We start from the raw sequence: 23,607 nt of genomic DNA on the forward strand, positions 1-23,607 counted from the left end.
ATCGGCGAACGCCTCCACGTCAGAGAAGAAGCCCATGCCCGCCTCGCCCACCGATCCCTCCGGCCTGTCCCTCGAAACCCGCATCGCCCACCTCGGCAAGCACCCGGCCCATGCGGGCGGCGCGCCGGTCAACCCGCCGCTGGTGCGCGCCAGCACGGTGGTGTTCGACAGCGTGGCCGCGATGCGCGACGCCCGCGCGCGGCGCGGCGAGGAGCGCGTCTTCAGCTACGGCGCGCGCGGCACGCCCACCACCTTCGCGCTCGAGGATGCGGTGAGCGAGCTCGAGGGCGGCTACCGCACGCGGCTCTTTCCCACCGGCCTCGCGGCCATCGGCATGGTGCTGCTGTCCTACCTCAAGCCGGGCGACCACGTGCTGATGTCCGACAGCGTCTACGAGCCGGCGCGCCAGCTGGTGCATTCCTTCCTCGATCCCTACGGCATCCGCTGCAGCTTCTTCGCGGCCGACGGCAGCGGCATCGAGGCGCTGTTCGAGCCCGCCACGCGGCTGGTCTACGCCGAGTGCCCGGGCTCGCTGGTCTACGAGATGTGCGACCTGCCGAAGCTGGCCGCGCTCGCGCATGCGCGCGGCGCGCTGCTGGCGGCCGACAACACCTGGGGCTCGGGCCTGCAGTACCGCCCGCTCGCGCTCGGCGCCGACATCTCGCTGATGGCCGCCACCAAGTACCTCTCGGGCCACTCCGACGTGATGATGGGCACGGTGGCGACCACGCGCGAGGCCTGGCGCGCGCTCAACGAGCGCTGCGACGCCTTCGGCATGACCGTGAGCCCCGACGACGCCTGGCTGGTGCTGCGCGGCATCCGCACGCTGTCGGCGCGGCTGCGCCTGCACGAGCAGCATGCGCTCGAGGTCGCGCACTGGCTGCAGGCGCGGCCCGAGGTCGCGACCGTGTTCTGCCCCGCGCTGCCCACGCACCCCGGGCACGATCTCTGGCGGCGCGACTGCAGCGGCACCAACGGGTTGCTGTCCTTCGAGCTGCGGCCGGAGATTGCGCCGGCCGCGGTCGAGCGGCTGGTCGATGCGCTCTCGCTGTTCGGGCGCGGCTCGTCCTGGGGCGGCTACGAGAGCCTGGTGGCCTGGGCCAACATGCGCGCGGCGCGCAGCGTGAGCGACTGGAGCGCGCGCGGCGCGGTGGTGCGGCTGCACGTCGGGCTCGAGGCGCCGGCCGACCTGGTGGCCGACCTCGGCCGCGGCTTCGCGGCCGCCGGAGCCGGCGAAGCCGCCTGAGGGCGCCGGGCCGCGTTCCCGCGCCCAGGCGGGCCGATCGGCTTTGTCAGCATCTGTTTCCTTTCCGCGGCTTCGGCGGCGCGGAACAGGGCCGCGAGAGCGCCGCCCGCACCCCGGCAGCCACCGCCGGTCACCAGGACGTGAAAAAAGCCCCTGCTCCGGGCAACAATTAGTGACCTTTTCTTAAGGCCAAAGGTTACATTCAGGCTCCAGCGCAGCGCACACCTGCCATGAACCGGATCGGCTTCTCCCCACGCACCCCTTTCCCGCCGGAAAGCACGCGCTCGCGCACGGCGAGCTTCATCCCCTGGCTGATCGCGGTCCAGCTCTTCGTGCTCGTGCCGATGCTGGCCTTCAGCGTCTATGTCACCACCCGCATGGGCGACCAGGCAGAGGCCCGCGAGCGCCAGTTGCTGCTCGACAAGGCCAACAGCACCGCCGCCGCGATGGCGCGCGAGGCCGACCGGCTGCGCGCCGACGTCCACCAGCTCGCCGCCGTGCCGCGCTCGGGCCAGCGCTTCGAGGTACAGGGCCCGGGCGAAGCCTCGCCCGCGCTCCATGCCGTCTACCGTCCCGATGGCACGCCGTGGCTGGCCGATGTACCGGCCGCGCTCGTCGGCCTGCGACCCGAGGGTTTCGGCGTGGTGCTGCGCGAACAGATCTGGCCCGAGGGCTGGGTTGCCTCGCTGGTCGACGCCAGCGGCAAGGTGGTCGCGCGCTCGCGCGACGAGGACCGCTATCTCGGCCACCACGCCACGCCCCAGCTGCGGCAGAAGATCGCCGGCGCCGACCGCAGCGTCAGCAGCACCCTCACGCTCGACGGCCTGAAGGTGCTCTCCACCATCGCGCCGGTGCCCGGCACGGCCTGGTGGGTCGCGGTCGGCGTGCCCGAGGACACCCTGACCCGCAGTGCCCGCAACCCGCTGGCCTCGCTGCTCGGCATGGGCAGCTGCCTGGTCGTGCTCGGCCTGGCGGCCTCGGCGCTGATCGCGCGCCGGCTCAACCGCGAATTCCGGCCCGCCTCGATGGACGTGCCCGATGTGGTGGTGCCCACCGCCACCGCGCGCGCGCTCACCGTGCCCGGCCCCGCGGCCGAGGCCATGCCGAAGACCGGCGTGGCCGCCGAAATGGCGCCCGCGCCCGACGACATGGCGCGCGACGACATCACCGGCCTGCCGCTGCCCGAGGTCTTCCTCGCCCAGGTGCGGCAGGCCCGCACCGTGGCCGAGAACAGCCCCGGCTTCCTCTGGTGCGCGATCAGCGTCGAGCTCGGCGGCCTCGCCGCGGCACGCGACCGCCTCGGCGAGGAAGCGGCCGAACGGCTGCTGCAGGCCTTCGTCGGCCGCATGCGCCGCTCGGTGCGTCCCGGCGACGCCTGCGGGCGCATCGACGCCGACACCTTCGTCATCGTGCTGACCGGCCCGCGCGACGGGCTGGCGCAGGCCGCAGAGCGCGTCGGCTCCTCGCTGGTGCGCGGCGCGCGGGCGCTCGGCCACGGGCTGGACTGCAAGGTCGGCTTCGCCATCGGCGACCCGGCGCGACCGGTCACGGCGGTGCTCGAACAGGCCGCCCATGCGCGGCAGGAAGCCCGCATCGACGGCGCCAGTGCCACGCGCTGGTTCAACGTCATCGCCTGAGCCTCCCGGCCTCCTACGGCCGCCGCCGTCGCCTCGTGCGATCATGCCCCGCCGCGCACGGCGGCTTTTGATCCAGGAGGTATCCGGTTTTGGTTTCGACAGGCAGGAACTGGCGCATGCGCGCCGCACCGCTCGTGGCCCTGACGATGGCGCTGGCCATCGCGGGCTGTTCCACCCCATCCCCGGGCAGCGCGCCCGTCGAGAAGAGCGATGCGCGCGGTCCCGGCAACTACGTGGTGCAGCCGGGCGACACCCTGTACCGCATCGCCTCGAAGACCGGCCGCCGGATGCAGGACATCTCGCGCTGGAACGGCATCGACGACCCGGACAAGCTCGAGGTCGGCCAGGTGCTGCGCATCGTGCCGCCGGGCGGCGCGTCGGAGCCGCCGCGCACCGCGGGCGGCGAGCGCGAACCCTCGAAGCGGCCCGTGCCGCCGGCACCGCGCGAATCGGGCCCGCCGCCCTCGCGCGTCGGCACCGGCGACTGGGCCTGGCCCGCGCCGGGCCCGGTGATCGCGGGCTTCAACGGCGGCAGCAACAAGGGCGTCGACATCGCCGGCAAGCTCGGCGAGCCGGTGGTCGCCGCGGCCAGGGGCGTGGTCACGGTCAGCGAGACCCTGCGCGGCTACGGCAACGTGCTCATGATCGACCACGGCGGCTCGCGCATGTCGGTCTACACCCACCTGCGCAGCGCCCTGGTGAAGAAGGGCCAGACCGTGCAGAAGGGCCAGCAGATCGCCGAGATGGGCAATACCGACGCCGACCGGGTCAAGCTGCATTTCGAGGTCCGCGTGGGCGGGCGCGCGGTCGATCCGCGTTCATTCCTGGCCGACGGACGATAAATTCCGCCGCCGGAATAGGGCGGCGGGCTCGAATTGGGATTGCCGGTCGCGCACCGGACTTGGGCATCCGGGTATTCCAGTGCGAGTTCTTTGCGGTCGTCCAATTGCAGCCTCGACGGCCGGCGGCGAATCCCGCGCGATGCGGTGAAGTCGAATTCATTCACCGACCGGCACGAAAGCCTGCCAGCCCGAATCCCCAATTCCCAAAAAGGAATCCGGGATTCCGCTTCCCGATCAGATAAAGTCGGCGGGCCGGATTCGATGCCGGCACGGATTGGCGATGGGCCAAACCGGATGCCTTTTTTGTAGACCACCTGTCTGCGACTCGTCCTGATTTCGATCTTGCGACAATTGCTGACAACGAAAAATGCGTTCGCGGCCTAATCTCGCCAGCTCTCCTCTCCTCACTCAAATACAAAGCATCTCCATGGCCAAGACATTCCAACAGGTCCAGAAGCAAATCGAACAACTCCAGAAAGAAGCCGATCAGCTTCGCAAGAAGGAAGCCGACGGCGTCCTCGAGCGCATCCGCGAAGCCATCGAGGTGTATGGCTTCACGGCCGCCGAATTGGGTTTCGGCCGCTCGCCCGGCCGTCCCGCCGCCACGGCGAAACCCGCCGCGCGCCAGGGCCGCAAGGGTCGCAAGGCCGCCGGCAATGCGCCCAAGTTCAGGGACGACCAGGGCAATGTGTGGAGCGGCCGCGGTCCGCGTCCCGGCTGGTTCAAGGCCGCGCTCGAAGCCGGCAAGTCGCCCGACGAACTGCTCGCGAAATAAGGCGACGGACTTCGGGAGGCGCCGCTACCACCGGTGCGCCATCCCGAAACCCGCCTTTGGCGCTTTCGAATTGCACATGCGGCCCTCGAGGCCGCATGTCTTTTTGGGGCGGCCGAATTGCGCCGCCGGGCTATCGCCCCAGGGGCCGCAATCCCTCCACCAGCAGCACCACCGCATCCGCGCCGGCCTTGCGGTCGCGCGCAATCGCCGCATAGCCGGGATCGTTCTGGAATGCGCGCGCGGCCTCCTTGTCAGCGAATTGCATCACCACCACCTTGTCGCGCTGCCATCCGCCTTCGAGGATTTCGGGCGCTTCGTCGGCCACGAGCAATTGCGCGTCGAAGCGCGCGAACACGGCCGGGAATGCGCGTTGATAACGCCGGTAGGCCTCGAGGTCGTTGAAGGCGAGTTGCGCAATGATGTAGGCGGGCATCTTCGGAATGTCTCCTGTGTCGCTTCGGTCTTTGATGGGCGATGCAGCGACGATCGGATCCATTCGCGGTCGCCGGCCGCATCGCCTCCAGTATCCATTCGCGAAAAGCCGAAACGCGCGTCCCATTGCGTGCATCGGCAATAGGCCGAAAGGCGGACCACCGAGCGAAGAGTCCCGGCAGCGGGGACGCGCTATGAAATGGCGCGCGGCGTCGCCGACGGCAGTTCGCCGAACAGCGCCTTGTAGCGCTGCGAGAAATGGCTCAATTGATGGAACCCCTGCGCCTCGGCCGCCTGCGACACGCTGCATTGCGCGGCCGAGGTGGCCAGCAGGCGGCCGCGCACCGCATTGAGCCGCAGGCTGCGCAGGTAATGCACGGGCGTCGTGTCGGCCATCTGCCGGAAGCCGTTCTGCAGGCTGCGCCGGCTGGTGCGCAGGCGCCGGCACAGCGCCTCGATGTCGGGCGGCGCGGCGCCGCTGGCGGCCACGATGCGATGGCACTCCGAGACGATGAAGCTCGCCGAGCTGCCCGCCACGCCCGGTGGGGCACCGGCCGCCCCCTCGAGCACGGCATGCAATGCCTCGAAGGCGATGCGCGCAGCGGCTTCCTCGTGCGCGGTATCGCCGCCCTGCACCAGCCCCAGCAAGGCGTGCCGCAAGCGCGCCACGGCTTCGGCCGGCGCGCGCAGCACCGGCTGCGACAGCAGGCGCAGCGCCTGCGGCGGCAAGGGCCGCGCATCGAGCAGGCGGCGGAACTGCTCGGCCTCGAAGGTCACGGCCAGCAGTTCCATGCCGCGCGGACGCTGCAAGGTGAAGTCCTCGCCGGCGCGCAGCAGGAACAGGCTGTGGTCCTCGAGCGCGCGGCCCTGCACGCGCGGAACGCCGGCGCCCTGGCCATTGCCGACCGCGAAGCACAGCCGTCCCGCCGGCAGGCAGCCCTGCTGCACGACGCGCTCGCTCATCCACTTGCGGAACACGTGCACCCCGCCCGACACGGCTTCGGCCAGCGTGCTGCGCATCACGCCCTGCGACAGCTGCAGGTAGCGCTGCTGCCACTCAGGCGCGGAAGCACCATGCAGGTGGAAGTCGTCGTACAGGTCGAGGGTGATGGCCATGCGTCGGCAAGGGGCGGTGGGACGCCAGCGTACGCCGGCCCGCGCATTTTGCCGATTTGGGTTAACGAGCGTTCGGCCTCCCGCCGCACACTGCCGGCCTCTTCACACAGGGCAGCCCCATGACCGAGGAACAGACCCAACAAGCCCTTCTGGGCGACTGGACCAGCATCGCGACCGAAGTCCGGCCCAGCGCCGCGAAGAATGCCGACGGCACGCTCAAGCCCTTCTATCTGAAGCGCGCCTTCAAGGCCCTGCCCGACGACCGCTTCGAGCTCGCCATCGTCAATTCGGCCGATGCGAACGGCGCGGTGCCGCTCGCGCGCATCCTCATCAAGGGCCACATGCTCTGGCGCGGCGCGCACCCGATCGCGGCCGGCGCGCAGAAGGTGGACTTCGTGGCCGACGAGGCCTACGAGGTCACGCCGCTGATCCAGGGCTTCGCCGACCTGCTGAACCAGGTGGCGAGCCAGGGCTATGCGAAGTGGGAGCTCAACGGCACGCAGAGCGTGTTCGGCAAGAGCTTCGCGCCCTTCGGCCTGGCGGCGGGCCGCCATTTCATGGAGTACGACCTCGTCCACCTGCGCGGCGACATGCTGTTCTGGGGCGCGCGCCACATCGACGGCCGCGGCTTCGACACCGAGCAGAACCGGCCGACCAACCTGCAGATCCCGCTGGTGCGCCCCTGATCAGCGCGCGAGCGTGGCCTCGATGAAGGCCACGGCGCGCGCCAGTCCCTGCTCGGCGCGCATGCGCTCGCCGAGTTCGCGCGCCCGCGAGCGCACCGCCTCGTCGTCGGTCCGGGCGATGCCGCGCGCCAGGTCCTGCGCCGTGAGCCGCGTGCCGGCCACCGCCTCGGGTGCCACGCCGGCGCGCGCGAGCTGGTGGGCCCAGAAGAACTGGTCGCCCGCGAACGGCACCACCACCGAGGGCACGCCGGCACGCGCCGCCGAATGCGCGGTGCCCGAGCCGCCGTGGTGCACCACCGCCGCCATGCGCGCGAACAGCCAGTCGTGCGGCACGTCGCCCACCACGTGGAAGTTGGCCGGCAGCCCCTGCATCGCCATGCCGCTCCAGCCCGGGTTGAACACCGTGCGCCGGCCCGCCATCGCCTCGACCAGCATCGCGCGCATGCGCACCGCATCGAAGCCCGTCATGCTGCCGAAGCCCAGGTAGACCGGCGCCTCGCCCGCGTCCAGAAAAGCCTGCAGCGCCGCGGGCACCTGCCAAGCGCTGGCGGGCGGCATCCACTGCCCGAAGGCCACCGCGTTGCCGGGCCAGTCGGCAGGGCGCGGCAGCAGGCTCGGCGAGAAGCCGTAGAGCATCGGGTGCCCGTCCCACATCTTGCCGCGTGCCGGCAGGCCGCGGACCTCGGCGCGCGCCGCATTGATCGCCGGGCGGAAGGCACGCCACAGCATCGCGTTGACGAAGCGATGGCTGGTGCGGTGCAGCCAGCGCGGCACCTTCGCGGGCGGCACGAAGGGCGTGGCGAAATCGCGCGTGGGCGTGAGCGGGAACATGCCCGCGCCGATCACCGGCACGCGCAGCGCGTCGCCGGCCGAGAGCCCGACGAAGGCCGCGAGCCCCGCCGACACGATGGCATCGCAATCGCGTGCCGCCTCGACGGTCTGCCGCAGCCAGGCCGCGGCATTGGCATTGGCGATGGCCGCGAGCGCCTTCGCGGCCGCGCCCGGGTTGTGGCTCTGCGCGACCACGTTGGCGATCGCGCCGCTCGCGCCCAGCGCGCCCTGGATGTCGCCGGCCAGCGCCTGCGAACGCACGCCCAGGCGCTGCGCGGCGCCGAGCGTGGAGGCATCGGCCAGCAGCAAGGTCGAATGGCCGGCCGCGTCGAGCGCATGGCACAGCGCGGCGAGCGGACGCGCATCGCCCTCGGTGCCGTAGGTGACGACCGCGATCCTCATGCGCGCTTCCTCCTCGCGGCCTTGGCGCCCGCGCGCGTGCCGTCGACGAAGACCTCGACGATCGCCGCGAACTCCTCGCCCAGTTCCAGGCCCGGCAGCGTGAGCCAGCGCATCAGCGCGCCGAAGTACAGGTGGTGCAGCAGCTGCGCGAGATGATCGGGCGCGAGGTCGGCGCGCAGGCTGCCCTCCTGCTGCGCATCGCGGATCAGCAGCGCGAACAGCCCGATCAGGTCGCGCGGCCGGCCCTCGGGATCGCCGCCGCCGTCGAGCTCGCTCTCGATGTTGAGGAAGCGAAAGCGGAAGTAGTCGAGCAGGTAGGCACGATGGCGCCGCGACCACTCGGCCGAGGCCTCGAGCAGCCGCACGAGCCGCGCCTCGAAACCGCCGGGCGCGCCGACCAGTTCGGCCAGCCGCGCGGTATCGGCCGCGAGCTCGAGGTGGATCCAGTGCGCGAGCACTGCCTCCTTGGTCGCGAAGTGGTTGTAGAGCGTGCCCTTGGCCACGTCGGCCCGCAGCGCGATCTGCTCCATCGTGGTGGCGTCGTAGCCCTGGGTCTCGAACAGCCGCATGGCGGTGGTCGCCACGTGGTCGAGCGTCTGGACGCGCCGCCGCTCGCGGCGGCCGGGGATCTCCGGGACTGGCAAGGCGAAACCTTCAAAGTTGAACGTCGTCCAAGTTTATACGACATCCAAAATCGAACGGCATTCAATTCCCGTCGAAACGAGGCGGCTGCGTGGCCGCCCTCCCCTCACCAGGCGTAGCCCGCCTGCACCCGCGTCGCAATGTGGCTGCCGCTGCCGCCGCTGGTGGCGGTGGACACGCCGAGCCCGAGGTTGAGGTTCTCGCTCACCTGGTAGCCGAAGGCGAAGCCGATCGCCGACGCGCCCGCGTAGTTGCCCACGGCCGCGCCCATCCACTTCTTGCCGGCGGCGAGCGCCGGCATCGCCGGCATCGCGAGCGAGGCCGCCACGCCGCGCGCGGCGAAGGCATTGGACTGCTGTACCGCACCGCTCACGGCCTGCTGCAGCTGGTTGACGTTGACCGCGTCGGTGCCCAGCAGGCCCGGCGCCACGTTGGCGATCGCGCGCAGCTGGCCGGTGGCCGCATTGCCCACCGACACCGTGTTGTCGCGATCGGCGACCGAGCCCTGGCCCAGTGCCACCGAGTTGCTGCCCGAGGCCAGCGTGTTGGCGCCGAGCGCGACCGCGTTGTTGCCCGTCGCCACCGCGTTGTTGCCGACCGCGGTGGTGGGGTCGGCCAGCGCCCGCGCGCCCGCGCCGATCGCCACCGAACCCTTGTGCTCGGCGCGCGCACCGTTGCCGATGGCGGTCGTGTCTTCGCCGATCGCCTGCGCGTTCGTGCCCATCGAGGTGCTGCCGGCGCCGCTGGACACCGAGCCGCTGCCGCAGGCCACCGCGCCCGAGGCGTTCATCGAGCACACGCCGCTGGCCAGCGCCTGGTTCATCAGCGCCTGCAGCGCCGTGACCTGCTGCACCGTGAAGTTGTTCGCCGAGCTGACCGCGCTCTGCTGCGCCTGCTGCACCTGGCCCACATTGGCCGCGTCGGTCGCGCTCTGGCCCGCCGCGACGTTGGCGATGGTGGTGCCCGCGCCGCCATTGGCATTGAGCTGCAGCGAGGTGCCGCCCGCGCCGTACTGCGCCGAGTTCTGCGCCAGGCCCAGTGCCGAATTGGCGGTGCCCTGCGCGGCCGTCGCGGTGCCCTGTGCCGCGTTGGCAGTGGTCTGCGCGGTGGCGGCCGCGCCCTGGGCGGCCGTGGCGGTCGTCTGCGCGGCATTGGCCGTGGTCTGTGCCGCGGCGGCGGCGGCCTGCGCGGCCGTGCCCGTGGCCTGCGCGGCGGCAGCGGCCGCCTGTGCTGCCGTGGCCGTGCCTTGCGCCGTATTCGCCGCTGTCGACGCGGCATTGGCCGTGGTCTGCGCGGCGGCGGCCGCCGTCTGTGCCGCAGTGGCCGTGCCCTGCGCCGTGGTCGCCGCTGTCGACGCGGCATTGGCCGTGGTTTGCGCGGCAGCGGCCGCCGTCTGCGCTGCCGTGGCCGTGCCTTGCGCCGTGCCCGCCGCCGTCGACGCGGCATCCGCCGTGGTCTGCGCGGCGGCAGCGGCCGTCTGCGCCGCCGTCGCGGTGCCCTGCGCGGCGCTGGCCGCCGCCGACGCACTGTTCGCCGTCTGCTGCACGCCGTGGAGCTGGCTGCCGTTGACCGCATCGGTGCTGGTGGCCGTCACCGCGCCCGCGCTCACGTTGACCAGCCCGCGCGTCTGGCCGGCCGATCCGAACGAGACCGTGTTGGCATCGGTCGCGACCGAGTTCGCGCCGATCGCCACGCTGCCGTTCGCGCCGCTCGCCACCTGGCTGCCGCTGCCCAGCGCCACGCTGCCCGCGGCCTGGGCCGAGGCACCGGCCGATCCATTGCCCGCGCCGCCGATCGCGGTGCTCGCGGCGCCCGATGCGACCGCGCCCGAGCGCGTGCCGTCGGCGCTGCCGAGTGCGATCGCGCCCGTGGCGGAGGCTTGCGCGCCATTGCCGCCCGATGGCGCGGTACCGCCGCAGCACCCTTCGGCACCATTGCCCCCCGCACCCAATGCGATCGCCCCGCTGCCGGCTGCCGTGGCGCCGCCACCGCCCGCGCCACCGTGGCCCCCGGCCACGCCCAGGCCGCCGTTGCCGCCGCCGCCGATGGCCATGGCGCCTTGACCGCCCGTTGCCGTGGCACCGCTACCGCCTGTGCCACCGGTTCCCCCTGAATTGGCCTCGCCACCATGGCCGCCGCCGCCAATGGCCATGGTTCCTTGGCCGCCAGCCGCCGAGGCTCCTCTGCCGCCCGCGCCACCGGTTCCCCCTGCGGACTCGCCGCCGTTGCCGCCGCCGCCTATGGCCGTGGCGCCCTGGTCACCAGCCAAGGCCCCTTGGCCGCCCGCTCCACCGGCTCCCCCGGCGGCCTGGCCGCCATTGCCGCCGCCGCCAACGGCCGTGGCGCCGCCCCCGGTCACGCTCGCGCCCGAACCGCCCACGCCACCTGTTCCGCCAGCGAAGGCATCGCCGCCACGCCCGCCCGCGCCCATCGCGGAGCCGCCGGCGGCGGTCGTGCTCGCGCCCGAGCCACCGGAGCCGCCCGTGCCGGTCGAATTCGCATTGCCGCCGCTCCCTCCCGCGCCGATCGCGGAGCCTCCCGCGACGGTGGTGCTCGCGCCCGAACCGCCAGCGCCGCCGGTCGCGCCCGAACTCGCATTGCCGCCGTTGCCGCCCCCGCCGATCGCCGTTGCACCGCCGGCGGCCTGCGCCGCCGCCCCGCCGCCGCCGCCCGAGCCGCCCGAATCGCTGGTGCCGCCATTGCCGACACCGCCGCCGCTGAAGCCCGCGGCAAAGCTGCCGCCAGCCATGAGCAGCGCCGCGAGCGGCACCGCGCGCAGCAGGCGCCGCATGGACGATGGGCCACTCGGAATGGAGCGAGGAATGGTGCGCACGGCGCGAAGGGGTGCTTGCATGGTGTCTCTGACGCGTTGAAAAAACGCAACGGAGTGTGTCCTCACGGTCCTCGTGCAGCCATCCCCGAAAACAAGTAAATCGCTCCTAGAATCGGCGCCGGCGTCTTCCACGCCTCCCGTCCGCGGAAAGGGCTGCGCCCAGGTTTCATCCCCCATCGCATGCCCATGCGACTCCCGGCCAGACAGCGGACACGGCCGACACTGGAGTTCGTATGTCCAACGCCCCTCGCGACACCCGTAGCGCCTCGGCCCGCAGCGGCCACATCAACCTCGAGCAGCAGCGCAAGCGCGCCAAGGAATTGCTCGAGCGGCTCACCGATGGCAGCGCCGCCGCGCCACCGTCCCTTCTCTCGCGCCGGAGCGCTTCGGCACCACGGCTGGCCGACGCCCAATGGCTGATCGCGCGCGAGCTCGGCTTCGCGAGCTGGCCCCGGCTCAAGGCCCATGTCGACGCGGTCGACTTCGCCGCGGCGCATCCGGGCTTCATGGCCGACGACGAGGCCGGCACCCGGCACTGGCGCTGCGGCAACGACATCGCCCACACCCTGCGGCTCGCCGGTTTCCGCGGCGCCTTCCACATGTTCGCGGACCCGCTGTGCATGGGCCCGGTGCCCGAGCAGCCCGAGGCCGCCTTCATCGAGACGCGCAGCGCCTTCGTCGCCCGGACCTTCGGCCTGCCGCCCGACGATGCACGCGGCCGCATGCGCGGCGAATACGAAGCGCTCGCGAACCTGCCCGATGCCGGCCGCGCCGTGCTCTGGTGCGAAGCCGATGCCTACGACCAGCTGTTCCTGATCGCCGTGCTCGCGCGGCTCGAGCGCCTGCCCGCGAAGCTCGAGCTGATCGAGATCGATCGCGTGCCCGGCGTCGACCGCTTCATCGGCATCGGCCAGCTCGCACCCGCCGTGCTGGCCTGGCTGTGGCCGCGCCGCAGGCCCATCGATGCGCCCGCGCTCGAACTCGCGCGCAACGCATGGCGTGCCTACCGCGCGCCCTCGCCCGAGGCCTGGGCCGACATCGCGCACGGCAAGACGCCCGCCCTGCCCTTCCTCGCGCCCGCGTTGCGGCGGCAGTTGCAGGAGTTGCCCTCGCTGCGCGACGGCCTCTCGCTGACCGAGCGCCTGGTGCTCCAGACCATCGACGAGCACGACCGACCCGCGTTCGGCCAGGTCTATGCCGAACTCAACGAGCATCGCGAGCCGCTGCCCTTTCTCGGCGACCTGATGTTCCATGCGCTCGTGCGCCCCTTGATCGACGCAGCCGAGCCGCTGATCGTGGAATCCGAGGCACAGCGCGACTGGCCCCGGCGCCCGCTCGAACTCACGACGCTGGGCCGGCGCGTGCTCGCGGGCGAGAGGTACTGGATCGACCATGCGAGCCACGAACGCTGGATCGGCGGCGTGCGCATCGAGCCCCGCCAGGCGCACTGGGCGATCGACGATGCACTGCGCCCCGTGTGGCGCGGCGAGCCTCGCTGAGTCCTGAGCGCGCGAGGTGCTTTGCTACCCTGCGCGCTTCATCTCATCCCACCGCCCCATGACCACGATCTCCGCCCGCCAGGCCGTGATGGCCGACCTCGATGCGCTGGCCGCGCTGTTCGACCAGTACCGCCAGTTCCAGGGCCAGCCCGGCAACCTGTCCGCCGCGCGTGCCTTCCTGCGCGAGCGCCTCGACCATGGCGAGTCGGTCGTCTTCCTCTGCCACGATGGCGCCGTGCCCGTAGGCTTCGCGCAGCTCTACCCGATCTTCTCGTCGGTCTCGCTCACGCGCGTGTTCATCGTCAACGACCTGTTCGTCGCCGCGGCCGGGCGCCGCAAGGGCGTCGCCTCGCGCCTGCTCGCGGCTGTCGAGTCGTATGCGTGGTCGCTGGGGGCTGCGCGCATTTCGCTCAACGTCGCGCGCGACAACGTGTCGGCGCAGCAGCTCTATGAACGGCAAGGCTGGGAACAGGACGGCAAGTACTTCATGTACCACCGCTTTCCTGCAGCTTCGTAGTGCCGCGCCAGGGCGGCGATGCAGAGGTCCAGTCTAGTTGCAAGGCCCGGTGCCCTCACCCTGACCCTCTCCCAGAGGGAGAGGGAACAAGACGCCGAGCGAAGCGATGGCCCGATCCACCCCCTCTGGCTGCGCCGAGGAGCGCAGCGTTTCGCGGATAAGGGCTCGCAGCTGTTTGAGCGAAGCGAGTGCTGCGAGACCCCGCGAAACGCGAGCACCGCAGGTTGCCCGTAGCGAAGCGGAGGGACGCAGACAGCGGGGTCGCCTTCTCTTTGGTTACTTTCTCTTGGCGAGACAAGAGAAAGTGACTCGCCCGCCGGGGCGAGACCCGGCCTGCAATCTCAAACTCCCTTCAACCCTTCCACCATCAACGGCAAAAAGACTTCCGAAGCCCCTCTCAGCACGACACGCGCCCTGTCGTCCAGATGCGCAATAGGCTCCATGTTCAACGTGATCAACGCAGCCCCATGCGCCATCGCAGCCACTGGCAAATCCGCAGCCGGATAAACCACCGCCGTACTCCCCACCAGCAAGAACAGATCGCAATCCGCCGAAGCTTCCTGCGCATCCATCAACACCCCCGGATTCAGCATCTCCCCAAACATCACCACATCGGGCCGCGCATGCCCCCCACACCGCAGGCAGCGATGAAAGGGCCAGGGCCCATGCCGATTGCCGCACCGATCGCACCGCCACCGCCGCAGATTCCCATGCAGCTCCAGCACGTCCATGCATCCCGCCTGCGTCAGCAGCCCATCGACGTTCTGCGTGATCAGCCGCGTAGCCGGCCGCAAGCGCTGCAGCGCAGCCAGCGCCCGATGCCCCGCATTCGGCGCCGCCTCCTCGATCACGGCCAGACGCTGCCCCCAGAACTTCGTGAAGCCTGCGGGATCGCGCGCCAGGTCCTCCGCATGCGAGAACTGGATCGCGTTCTGCTGCATCCACAGCCCATCGGCGTCCCGGTAGGTCGGGATGCCCGAGGCGCGGGACAGCCCCGCGCCGGAAAAAACGACGACGCGCCGGCTCGCGTTCAGCAGGCCGATCGCCGTCTCCAACTCTTCTTGCATGAATGAAAAAACGCTTCCTTCGGAAGCGTGGTGATCGTCAGCGGACCATTCTCGCCCAGCTCAACAGCAGCGCCCCTTGCCCGCGCCGTAGCGCGCCTCGAGCCGCTCGCGGAAGAAGGCCTCGTAGCTCATCGGCGGCCGGTCGGGATGCGTGGCCGCCATGTGGCTCAGGTAGACGTCGTAGTCGGGCATCCCGACCATCAGCCGCAGCGACTGCCGGATCGAGCGCGCGATGTAGCGCCCGGTGTCCGCGAGGCCGCGGCCCGCGGCGGACGCTTCATCGACCTGCATCTCGCGCTCCGGCCTCAGTGCGCGCCGCGCGCCGCGACCGCGCCGCCCATCGGCTCGAACGGCGTCTCGTGCGCGGTCGGCCGGTGGGCCGCGCGCGCCGCGATGCAGGCCTTGATGCTGTAGACCAGCACGCTGAGCACCACGAACATGAAGAGCGCGCACAGCGCGGCATCGAGCCGGTCGTTGAAGACGATGCGCTCCATCGCCGCCGTGGTCTTGGCCGGTGCCACCAGCACGCCATTGGCCAGGCCTTCGCTGTACTTCGCGGCATGCGACAGGAAGCCGATCTTCGGATCGCTCGAGAAGATCTTCTGCCAGCCCGCGGTCAGCGTGCAGGCCAAAAGCCACGCGGCCGGCGCCGCCGCCACCCAGGCATAGCGCTCGCGCTTCATGCGGAACAGCACCACCACGCCGAGCAGCAGCGCCACCGCGGCCAGCATCTGGTTCGAGATGCCGAACAGCGGCCACAGCGTGTTGATGCCGCCCAGCGGATCGACCACGCCCTGGTAGAGGAAGTAGCCCCAGGCCGCCACGCACAGCGCGGTCGCGACCAGGTTGGCCGGCAGCGAGTCGGTGCGCTTGAGCGCGGGCACGAAGCTGCCCAGCAGGTCCTGCAGCATGAAGCGGCCCGCGCGCGTGCCGGCATCGACCGCCGTGAGGATGAAGAGCGCCTCGAACAGGATCGCGAAGTGGTACCAGAAGGCCATCATGGCCTGGCCGCCGATCACCTGGTGCAGGATGTGCGCCATGCCGACCGCGAGCGTGGGCGCGCCGCCGGCGCGGCCCAGGATGGTGGTCTCGCCCACGTCCTTGGCGGTCTGCACCAGCATCTCGGGCGTGACCACGAAGCCCCAGCCCGAAATGGTCTGCGCCGCCTGCTGCACCGTGGTGCCGATCAGGGCACCGGGGCTGTTCATCGCGAAGTAGATGCCGGGCTCGATGCACGAGGCCGCCACCAGCGCCATCACGGCGACGAAGGACTCGGCCAGCATGCCGCCGTAGCCGATGAAGCGCGCATGGCGCTCGTTGTCGAGCATCTTGGGCGTGGTGCCCGAGGAGATCAGCGCATGGAAGCCCGACACCGCACCGCAGGCGATGGTGATGAACAGGAACGGGAACAGGTTGCCCGACCACACCGGGCCGTTGCCCTGCGCGAACTGCGTCACCGCGGGCATCTGCAGCGTGGGCGCCACCACCACGATGCCGATCGCCAGCGCGATGATGGTGCCGATCTTCAGGAAGGTCGACAGGTAGTCGCGCGGCGCGAGCAGCAGCCACACCGGCAGGCTCGCGGCGACGAAGCCGTAGCCCACGAGCATCCAGGTCAGCGCCTTGCCGTCGAAGGTGAAGGCCGGGCCCCAGACCGGGTCCTGGCTCACCCACTGGCCGCCGAAGATCGCGAGCATCAGCAGCACGAAGCCGATGATCGACACCTCGCCGATGCGACCCGGGCGGATGTAGCGCAGGTAGAGACCCATGAAGACCGCCACGGGAATCGTCGCCGCCACCGTGAAGGTGCCCCACGGCGATTCGGCCAGCGCCTTCACCACGATCAGCGCCAGCACCGCGAGGATGATGATCATGATCATGAAGGTGCCGAACAGCGCGATCATGCCTGGCACCACGCCCATCTCCTGCTTGACCAGGTCGCCGAGCGAACGGCCGTCGCGGCGCGTGGAGATGAACAGCACGATGAAGTCCTGCACCGCGCCCGCGAACACCACGCCCGCGAGCACCCACAGCAATCCGGGCAGATAGCCCATCTGCGCCGCCAGCACCGGCCCCACCAGCGGACCCGCGCCCGCGATGGCCGCGAAGTGGTGGCCGAACAGCACGTTCTTGTCGGTCGGCACGTAGTCCAGGCCGTCGTTGTGGCGGTGCGCCGGCGTCTTGCGGTTGCCGTCCAGGCCCAGCACCTTGTCGGCGATGAACAGGCTGTAGTAGCGGTAGGCGATCAGGTAGGTGCAGATCGCGGCGGCGACCACCCAGATCGCGTTGATCGTTTCCCCCCGGCTCAGGGCCACGGTGCCCAGCGCGAACGCGCCGAACACCGCGATGACGAGCCACACCAGGTGGCGGCGGATGCTCTGCATGCTTTGTCTCCTCGGATTTGTCGAACCCCGGGAGTCTTGCCGGACACGCGCGCGCTGCCATCCGTCGCACCGCGCAGGCCGGGCGCGTGGCTTTGCGTAATGGAAAACCCGAAGGCCTACCCGGGCCGGCGCACCTGCACCGGCTGGCGCGACCAGTAGATGCCGTCGAGCCGGTCGAGCCGGACCTCGCCGCCGGTCGAGGGTGCGTGCACGAAGCGGTTGGCGCCGACGTAGATGCCGGCATGCGTGGGCGTGCCCGCGCCGAAGATCACGAGGTCGCCGGTGCGCATCTCCGCGGTGGGCACGCTCTGGCCGAACGAGGCCATGCGCGCCACGGTGCGCGGCGCGGCCTGGCCCACGCTCTCGCGATAGACATAGCCGATCAGGCCGCTGCAGTCGAATCCGCCGGCGGGCGTGTTGCCGCCGTAGCGGTACGGCGTGCCGACCAGGCCGAGCGCGTGGATCGCGATGCTGTTCGACTGCTCGTCGCTCAGCGGCGAGCTGCGCACGGTCGGGGTCGAGGGCGAGGAGGGCGAAGTGGGCCGGCTCGCGCAGCCCGCGGCCAGGATCGCCACCGCGCAGGCCCCGGCGGCAAGGAAGCGATGCAGTTGCTTCGGGATGCGGTGGCCGGGGTGGTGCGCGCGTGCGTCTGGCATGTCGAGGGCGGGTCTTGTGGACGTGCGCGCACTCTAGCGCGAATGCGCGCGCGCCAAAAGCAAACCCTCCGCGCTCCACGCGCATCGGATGCGCGGGCCCGCGGAGGGCTGGGGGTGCGGCGCGCGCGAGGCGCGCCGCGGGGCACGGGATCAGGCCTGCGGTGCCGCGCCGTTCACCACGTCCTTCAGCGCCTTGCCGGCGGTGAACTTGGGGGCCTTGCTGGCCTTGATGGTCAGGGGTTCGCCGGTCGACGGGTTGCGGCCCGTGCGCTCGGGACGGCTGGTCACCGCGAAGGTGCCGAAGCCGATCAGTTGCACCGTGTCGCCGCCGGCGAGCGCGCGCGAGAGGTTGTCGAGGGCGGCGTCGAGGGCGCGCGCGGCGTCGGCCTTGCTCAGGCTGGTGTCGTTGGCGATGGCGGCAATGAGGTCGGTCTTGTTCAAAACGAGTGATTCCTTGTGGATTGAGATGACGGTTCGGTGACGCCCCCGCGCGGCGAAGCGGCGGGGGCGCACCGGCTCGAATTTAACGGGCGCTACGCCGGCCTCCGGCCGGCACGCACGCGAAAGCGAGGCAACGTGAACGATGCACGGGTCCGGAGCGATCCATCCCCGCGCGGCGAGGCTGCGGTTCTACCTCATGCGGGCGCGGGTTGTGCGGTCGGCGCGACGCCGGCGCTCATTCGTTTACGTCCGTTTCGTTCGGAAACTCCGAAGTTCGCGCCAAGTGCGTGCCAACGGGAACTTTTGCGGCGCATTCAGCGCCGCTCGAACTCCCTCGCATGCTCCACCGCATACTTGATCAGCTCGGCCTGCCCCTCGATCCCGAGCCGCCGCTTGATGCTCTGGCGGTGCGCCTCGACCGTGCGCACGCTCAGGCCGAGGTCGCGTGCGATCTGCTTGCTCGATTCGCCGCGGCCCAGCGCCGCGAGGATCTCGCTCTCGCGCGGCGTGAGCAGCGGGCGCGGGGTCTGGTTGCGGAACAGCTTCCTCGACACGGCCGGGCTCAGGAAGGTACCGCCCGCGGACACGGCCTCGATGGCCGCGACGATCTCAGACGCGGGCGCGTCCTTCAGCACGTAGCCGTGCGCGCCGGCCTGCAGCGCGCGCTGCACGTACTCGGGGTTGTCGTACATGCTGAGCATCACGACGTGCGGCGCGGGTTCTCGCTCGAGCAGCAGCGCGGCGAGTTCGATGCCGTTCATGTCCTTCATGCCGATGTCGACCAGCAGCAGGTCGGGCCGCACGCTGTCCATCTGCGCGAGCGCCTCGGCCGCGCTGCCGGCCTCGCCCGCGATCTCCAGCCCGGGCAGCGCGCCGAGCCGCGCGCGCAGGCCGTCGCGCACCAGCGGATGGTCGTCCACCAGGAAGATGCGGATCGGCGGCGGGGTGCGGGCCTTGGCGGTCGTCATCGTCGGGGCGTTCGTCAGGTGGAGGGGGAAAGGGGTGGCACGGCCCGCGCGGCCGCCGCGGGCACGATCGCGACGATGCGCGTGCGCCCGCTGCCCGAGCGCACCACGAGCTGCCCGTCGATCGAGGCCACGCGCTCGCGCATGTTGCGCAGGCCGATGCCGCGCCGCGGATCGAGCTGCACGGCATCGACGTCGAAGCCGATGCCGTCGTCGCCGACCTCGAGCCGCACCTCGCGCTCGCCGAAGGCCAGCGCGATGTGCACCTCGTGCGCGAGCGCATGCTTGCGCACGTTGGTCAGCGCCTCCTGCGTGGTGCGGAACAGCGCGGTCTTCACCTCCTGCGAGAGTTCGAAGGGCTCGCCCTCGACCATCAGCGAGGCGGCGGTCGTCCCCTGGCCCTCCTCGCCGAATTCGTCGACCAGCCGCTCGAGCGCGGCCGGCAGGCCCAGCGTGTCGAGCAGCGCGGGACGCAGCCGGTGCGAGATGCGGCGCACCTCGGTCAGCGAATCGTTGAGCCGCTGCAGCGCCTTGCCCAGCGCGGGCGGCGCGGGATGCCGCGCGCGGTCGAGCGCATCGACGGCCGACTCGATCAGCAGCTTGGCCGACACCAGGGTCTGGCTGGTGCCGTCGTGCAGCTCGCGCGCGAGATGGCCGCGCTCCTCCTCTTGCGACTGCACCACGCGGCGCGCGAGCAGGCGCAGCTTGGCCTCGGCCACGCGGTGCTCGCTGAGGTTGAGCAGCAGGCCGCCGGCGCTGACCACGCCCAGGCACAGCGCGGCGATGCCGGCGATCCACAGCAGGGTGGTCGTGACGTTGGCGCTGATCTGGCGGTCGAGCGACTGCATGGTGGCTTCCATGTCGTCGAGGTACAGGCCGGTGCCCACCATCCAGTTCCAGCGCGGCAGCGCGACCACGTAGCCGAGCTTGGGCGCGCGCTGCGTGCTCGAGGGCTTGCGCCATTCGTACTCGACGTAGCCGCCGCCCTCCTTCGCGCGCGCGATCAGGTCCTGGATCGTGAAGCGGCCCTTCGAATCCTTGAGCCCCCAGAGGTCCTGGCCCACGAGGTCGGGCTGGCGCGAATGCATCAGCGAGCGGCCCTGCAGGTCGTAGACGAAGAAGTAGCCGTCGTCGCCGTAGTCGAGCGCGGCCAGCCGGCGCAAAGCCTCGGCGCGCGTGGCCTCGTCGTCCTGGCCCGCGTCGTACAGCGGCTTGACGATGCTGATCGCGAGGTCGACGTAGCTGCGCAGTTCGTTGCGCCGCTGGGTCATGTAGCTCTGCTCGATCAGCGCGCGCTCGCGTTGCGCGAGGTCGTGCTCCTGGTGCCGCACGGCGAGCGCGACCAGCACCAGCGCCACCAGCAGCGGTGCGACGGCCAGGGCCACGATCTTGGTGCGCAGGTTCATGTCGGGCGCGAAGACTACCACCGCCCCGCCGGCAGGCGCGCAGGGCCCGGGCCTGGCTCAGTGCGGCGAGGTCGGCCGGCCCGAGGCCACCCAGGCATCGAGCCCGCCGGTCAGCGGCAGCGCGCGCCGCGCGCCACGTGCCAGCAGCACGCGCGCGGCCTGCGCGGCCGACACCTCGTTGGGGCAGTTGCAGTACAGCACCACGTCGCGCCCGGCCGCGGCCGACAGGTCGAGGCCGCGCTGCTGCAGCGCCTTGAGCGTGTACGACAGCGCACCCGGGATGCGGCGCGGATCGACCTGCCGGCCGGCCGCGCCGCGCACGTCGATCACCAGCGGCGGCTCGTCGCCCGCGAGCATCTCGTGCAGCTCGTCGACCGAGATGCGCGGCATGCCGGTCAGCCGCATGAAGGCGCGACGGCGCCACCAGCGCACCACCAGGAACACGACCAGCAGCGCGCCCAGGGCCATGGTGGCGATGCCGCCGGCCTGCGCCATCACCGCGAGCACGTCCTGGATCTGGTTGCGAAAGCCCCAGCCCAGGCCGAGGAACAGGCCGGTCCAGATCAGCGCGGCGCCGATGTCGAAGCCGATGAAGCGCGGCACCGACATGCCGAGCGCGCCCGCCATCGGCGGCGCCACCACCGACACGCCCGGCACGAACTTGGCGGCCACCAGCGACAGGCCGCCCCAGTCGCCGATCAGCGATTCGCCGCGGCGCACGCAGGAGTCGGGCGCCAGCGAGATCCGGCACAAGAGGCGCATGAAGCGGTAGCCGAAGCGCCGCCCGGCATAGAACCACGCGCCGTCGCCCAGCAGGTTGGCCGCCACCGCCGCGAGCACCACGCCGGCCAGCGAGATGTCGCCGGCCGCGAGCAGCGCGCCGGTGACCACCAGCACCGCGGCCGCCGGCACCGGCAGGCCCAGGCGGGCGGCGAAGCTGGCGGCGAACACCACCAGGATCGCGTTCTGCACCAGGAGCGACATCAGCTGTGCCATGGCAACGGCTCCGTGATGGCGAAAGAGGGTGCGGACGTGGTCATGGGCGGCATGGATTCTGCGGCATGGCGCAAGGGCCTGTCGCCGGGAGGCCATTGGCCATGCGGGTTGCGGCGCGTTCCGGGGGTCATGGCCGGCCCCCGCGCGACGGGTTCAGGCCGCCGGCCGGGCGACGCTGAATTCGAAGGTATTCACGCCGTCCGCGCTGGCCGCGGCGACCTGCCCGCCATGCATGCTGGCCACGGCCCGCACGATCGCCAGCCCGAGCCCGTGGCCATGGTGCTCGCCGCCGTCGTTGCGCGCGGCATCGACGCGGTAGAAGCGGTCGAACAGGTGCTGCAGGTGCGCCTCGGCGATGGGCGCGCCGGGATTCGACACGCCGATCCAGGTCGCCGCGGGCGTCTCGCGCAGCCGCACCGCGATGCGCGCGCCCGGCGGCGAATGCTCGATCGCGTTCTGCAGCAGGTTCGACATGGCGCGGCGGAACAGCGCGGTCTCGAGCTGGGCCTGCGCCAGCACGTCGCCCTCGATCTCGACTTGCACGCCGCTCTCCTCGAGCACGAACTCGAAGAACTCGATGGTCTTGCGCACCTCCTGCGCCACCGGCGTCAGCACCAGGCCGGTGGCGACCTCGCCGCGGTCGGCGCGCGCGAGGAACAGCATGTCGTTGACGATCGAGCGCAGCCGCTCCAGGTCCTCGAGGTTGGCCTGCAGCACCTCCTCGAACTGCGGCGCGCTGCGCTGGCGCGAGAGCGCGACCTGGGTGCTGCCGATCAGGTTGGCCAGCGGCGTGCGCAGCTCGTGCGCCACGTCGGCATTGAAGGCCTCGAGCTGGCCATAGGCTTCCTCGAGCCGCGCGAGCGCGCCGTTGAAGGCCTCGGCCAGCCCCGACAGCTCGACCGGCAGCGCGCCCGAGCGCAGCCGCTGCGAACGCATCTTGGGCCGCAGCGCCTGCGCCTCGCGCGAGAGCTGGTCGAGCGGGCGCAGGCCGACGCGCGCGATCCAGTAGCCGGCGGCCGCCACCACCAGCACCGCGCCCAGGCCCAGCGACACCAGCGCCGTGAGGAAGGTGCGGCGCGTGCGCGCATAGGGCTCGGTGTTCTTGCCCACGATCAGCCGCACGGCCGGGCGCTGCTCGAACGGCGGGATGTGGGCCGACAGCGTGCGGTAGGGCTTCTCCTCGCCGGGCAGCAGCAGGCTGCGGCCGGTCTCGCGCGTGAGGGCGTCGATCTCGGCCATGCCCTTGCCGTACTGGAAGCGCGGGTCGTCGCTGAGCACCCAGAAGCGGGTGCTGCCGTCCTCGGGCGTCAGTGCGTCCATGCGCGCCTGCACGCGCGGCCAGCGCTCGGGGGTGCCGATGGCCTGGATCCAGAACTGCAGGCTCTTGACCGTGGTGTCGAGCTCCTCGTACTGGTGGCGCTCGAGCTCGCGCAGCAGCACGCCCTGCAGCGCCGCGCCGATCAGCGCGAAGGTGGCGAGCGCCGCCGCCGCGAACATCAGCACCAGCCGCGCGGCGATCGAGCGCTTCATGGCGTGGCGCCGTCCTCGCGCAGCTCCATCACGTAGCCCATGCCGCGGATGGTGTGCAGCAGCTTGGGCGAGAAAGGCACGTCGATCTTGTCGCGCAGCCGCTTGATCGCGACCTCGACCACGTTGGTGTTGCTGTCGAAATTCATGTCCCACACCAGCTCGGCGATCGCGGTCTTCGAGAGGATCTCGCCCTGGCGCCGCGCCAGCACCGCGAGCAGCGCGAACTCCTTGGCCGTGAGGTCGATGCGGGTGGCGCCGCGGAAGGCCTTGCGCGCGAGCAGGTCGATCTGCAGGTCGGCGATGCGCAGCTGCATCGGCTCCTGCTTGCGGCCGCGCCGGTTCAGCGCCTGCAGCCGCGCCAGCAGCTCGAGGAACGAAAAGGGCTTGACCAGGTAGTCGTCGGCACCCTCGTGCAGCCCCTTGACGCGGTCCTCCACGCGGTCGCGCGCGGTCAGCATGATCACCGGCGTCTGCTTCACGGCGCGCAGCCCGCGCAGCACCGAGAAGCCGTCCTGGCCCGGCAGCATCACGTCGAGCACGATCACGTCGTAGTCGTGCGTGAGCGCCAGGTGCTGGCCGTCGATGCCGTTGTGCGCCATGTCGACCGCGCAGCCCTGCTCCGTCAGCCCCTTCGAGAGGTAGTCGGCGGTTCTCAACTCGTCTTCGACGATCAGGATCTTCATGGCGTGGCGTGGTCTCCGGTG

22 protein-coding genes are annotated in these 23,607 nt (G+C 71.3%); 7 read left to right on the plus strand and 15 right to left on the minus strand.

The features are described 5' to 3' along the window. Nucleotides 1–34: 34 nt before the first annotated feature. From metC to ACODT0_RS16390, 4 genes are all read left to right on the plus strand, one after another. Nucleotides 35–1,246, plus strand: coding sequence for a cystathionine beta-lyase (gene metC, locus ACODT0_RS16375; protein WP_261210745.1), 1,212 nt, complete (start codon nt 35–37; stop codon nt 1,244–1,246). A gap of 230 nt (nt 1,247–1,476) precedes the next feature. Further along, a complete protein-coding gene (locus ACODT0_RS16380; protein ID WP_413762584.1) occupies nt 1,477–2,883 on the plus strand; it encodes a sensor domain-containing diguanylate cyclase in 1,407 nt (468 codons plus the stop codon). Between the two features lie 116 nt (nt 2,884–2,999). Then, nucleotides 3,000–3,725 carry a peptidoglycan DD-metalloendopeptidase family protein gene (locus ACODT0_RS16385; RefSeq protein WP_261210743.1) on the plus strand — a complete coding sequence of 242 codons (726 nt, stop codon included), beginning with the start codon at nt 3,000–3,002 and terminating at the stop codon, nt 3,723–3,725. Nucleotides 3,726–4,152: 427 nt separating this feature from the next. Further along, on the plus strand, nt 4,153–4,500 hold the full coding sequence (locus ACODT0_RS16390) for an H-NS histone family protein (protein WP_057591593.1): 348 nt from the start codon (nt 4,153–4,155) through the stop codon (nt 4,498–4,500). A 130-nt stretch (nt 4,501–4,630) separates the two neighbouring features. Here ACODT0_RS16390 and ACODT0_RS16395 read toward each other — a convergent pair whose 3' ends face one another. Together ACODT0_RS16395 and ACODT0_RS16400 are read right to left on the minus strand one after the other, a co-directional pair. Next, the gene (locus ACODT0_RS16395) at nt 4,631–4,996 is read right to left on the minus strand and encodes a DUF1330 domain-containing protein (RefSeq protein ID WP_261210742.1); all 366 of its coding nucleotides are present in this window, start codon (nt 4,994–4,996) and stop codon (nt 4,631–4,633) included. Nucleotides 4,997–5,124: 128 nt separating this feature from the next. Next, the gene (locus ACODT0_RS16400) at nt 5,125–6,048 is read right to left on the minus strand and encodes a helix-turn-helix domain-containing protein (RefSeq protein WP_489041732.1); all 924 of its coding nucleotides are present in this window, start codon (nt 6,046–6,048) and stop codon (nt 5,125–5,127) included. Nucleotides 6,049–6,167: 119 nt separating this feature from the next. Between ACODT0_RS16400 and ACODT0_RS16405 the strand changes: the two genes are divergently transcribed. Further along, on the plus strand, nt 6,168–6,734 hold the full coding sequence (locus tag ACODT0_RS16405) for a hypothetical protein (RefSeq protein ID WP_489041734.1): 567 nt from the start codon (nt 6,168–6,170) through the stop codon (nt 6,732–6,734). Here the strand turns inward: ACODT0_RS16405 and ACODT0_RS16410 are convergent, their stop codons facing one another. The 3 genes from ACODT0_RS16410 to ACODT0_RS16420 form a co-directional block, all read right to left on the minus strand. Then, a complete protein-coding gene (locus ACODT0_RS16410; protein WP_489041735.1) occupies nt 6,735–7,967 on the minus strand; it encodes a glycosyltransferase in 1,233 nt (410 codons plus the stop codon). It lies immediately after the preceding gene. Then, nucleotides 7,964–8,611 (minus strand): TetR/AcrR family transcriptional regulator, encoded by a 648-nt coding sequence (locus ACODT0_RS16415; RefSeq protein ID WP_489041736.1) that lies wholly within the window; start codon nt 8,609–8,611, stop codon nt 7,964–7,966. Before ACODT0_RS16415 ends, ACODT0_RS16410 begins: the two co-directional genes overlap by 4 nt. Before the next feature lie 104 nt (nt 8,612–8,715). Further along, complete coding sequence (locus ACODT0_RS16420) at nt 8,716–11,463, minus strand: YadA family autotransporter adhesin (protein WP_489041737.1); 2,748 nt, start codon at nt 11,461–11,463, stop codon at nt 8,716–8,718. 212 nt (nt 11,464–11,675) lie between these two features. Between ACODT0_RS16420 and ACODT0_RS16425 the strand changes: the two genes are divergently transcribed. Together ACODT0_RS16425 and ACODT0_RS16430 are read left to right on the plus strand one after the other, a co-directional pair. Beyond that, entirely contained in the window at nt 11,676–12,941 is a 1,266-nt protein-coding gene (locus ACODT0_RS16425; protein ID WP_489041738.1) for a DUF1835 domain-containing protein, read from the plus strand. Between the two features lie 58 nt (nt 12,942–12,999). After that, the gene (locus tag ACODT0_RS16430; protein ID WP_489041739.1) at nt 13,000–13,458 is read left to right on the plus strand and encodes a GNAT family N-acetyltransferase; all 459 of its coding nucleotides are present in this window, start codon (nt 13,000–13,002) and stop codon (nt 13,456–13,458) included. Between the two features lie 341 nt (nt 13,459–13,799). On the opposite strand, the gene ACODT0_RS16435 is transcribed toward ACODT0_RS16430, so the two are convergent. The 10 genes from ACODT0_RS16435 to ACODT0_RS16480 all read right to left on the minus strand — a co-directional run bounded on the left by ACODT0_RS16435 (nt 13,800) and on the right by ACODT0_RS16480 (nt 23,586). Next, on the minus strand, nt 13,800–14,525 hold the full coding sequence (locus tag ACODT0_RS16435; protein ID WP_489041740.1) for an SIR2 family NAD-dependent protein deacylase: 726 nt from the start codon (nt 14,523–14,525) through the stop codon (nt 13,800–13,802). A 60-nt stretch (nt 14,526–14,585) separates the two neighbouring features. Continuing rightward, nucleotides 14,586–14,816 (minus strand): YbdD/YjiX family protein, encoded by a 231-nt coding sequence (locus ACODT0_RS16440; RefSeq protein WP_057597219.1) that lies wholly within the window; start codon nt 14,814–14,816, stop codon nt 14,586–14,588. 14 nt (nt 14,817–14,830) lie between these two features. Then, a complete protein-coding gene (locus tag ACODT0_RS16445; protein WP_261210734.1) occupies nt 14,831–16,909 on the minus strand; it encodes a carbon starvation CstA family protein in 2,079 nt (692 codons plus the stop codon). A gap of 116 nt (nt 16,910–17,025) precedes the next feature. Continuing rightward, nucleotides 17,026–17,565 (minus strand): C40 family peptidase, encoded by a 540-nt coding sequence (locus ACODT0_RS16450; RefSeq protein ID WP_296728331.1) that lies wholly within the window; start codon nt 17,563–17,565, stop codon nt 17,026–17,028. A gap of 150 nt (nt 17,566–17,715) precedes the next feature. Next, the gene (locus tag ACODT0_RS16455; protein WP_057597217.1) at nt 17,716–18,006 is read right to left on the minus strand and encodes an HU family DNA-binding protein; all 291 of its coding nucleotides are present in this window, start codon (nt 18,004–18,006) and stop codon (nt 17,716–17,718) included. 314 nt (nt 18,007–18,320) lie between these two features. Then, nucleotides 18,321–18,974 carry a response regulator gene (locus ACODT0_RS16460; protein WP_261210732.1) on the minus strand — a complete coding sequence of 218 codons (654 nt, stop codon included), beginning with the start codon at nt 18,972–18,974 and terminating at the stop codon, nt 18,321–18,323. A 14-nt stretch (nt 18,975–18,988) separates the two neighbouring features. Continuing rightward, nucleotides 18,989–20,377, minus strand: coding sequence for a cache domain-containing protein (locus tag ACODT0_RS16465; protein ID WP_261210731.1), 1,389 nt, complete (start codon nt 20,375–20,377; stop codon nt 18,989–18,991). Nucleotides 20,378–20,434: 57 nt separating this feature from the next. Beyond that, complete coding sequence (locus tag ACODT0_RS16470) at nt 20,435–21,373, minus strand: DedA family protein/thiosulfate sulfurtransferase GlpE (RefSeq protein ID WP_057597214.1); 939 nt, start codon at nt 21,371–21,373, stop codon at nt 20,435–20,437. Between the two features lie 153 nt (nt 21,374–21,526). Continuing rightward, nucleotides 21,527–22,903 (minus strand): heavy metal sensor histidine kinase, encoded by a 1,377-nt coding sequence (locus ACODT0_RS16475; protein WP_057597213.1) that lies wholly within the window; start codon nt 22,901–22,903, stop codon nt 21,527–21,529. After that, nucleotides 22,900–23,586, minus strand: a complete 687-nt coding sequence (locus tag ACODT0_RS16480) for a heavy metal response regulator transcription factor (RefSeq protein ID WP_057597212.1) — start codon at nt 23,584–23,586, stop codon at nt 22,900–22,902. Before ACODT0_RS16480 ends, ACODT0_RS16475 begins: the two co-directional genes overlap by 4 nt. Nucleotides 23,587–23,607: the final 21 nt, after the last annotated feature.

This window comes from Variovorax sp. FG153 (assembly GCF_057809595.1).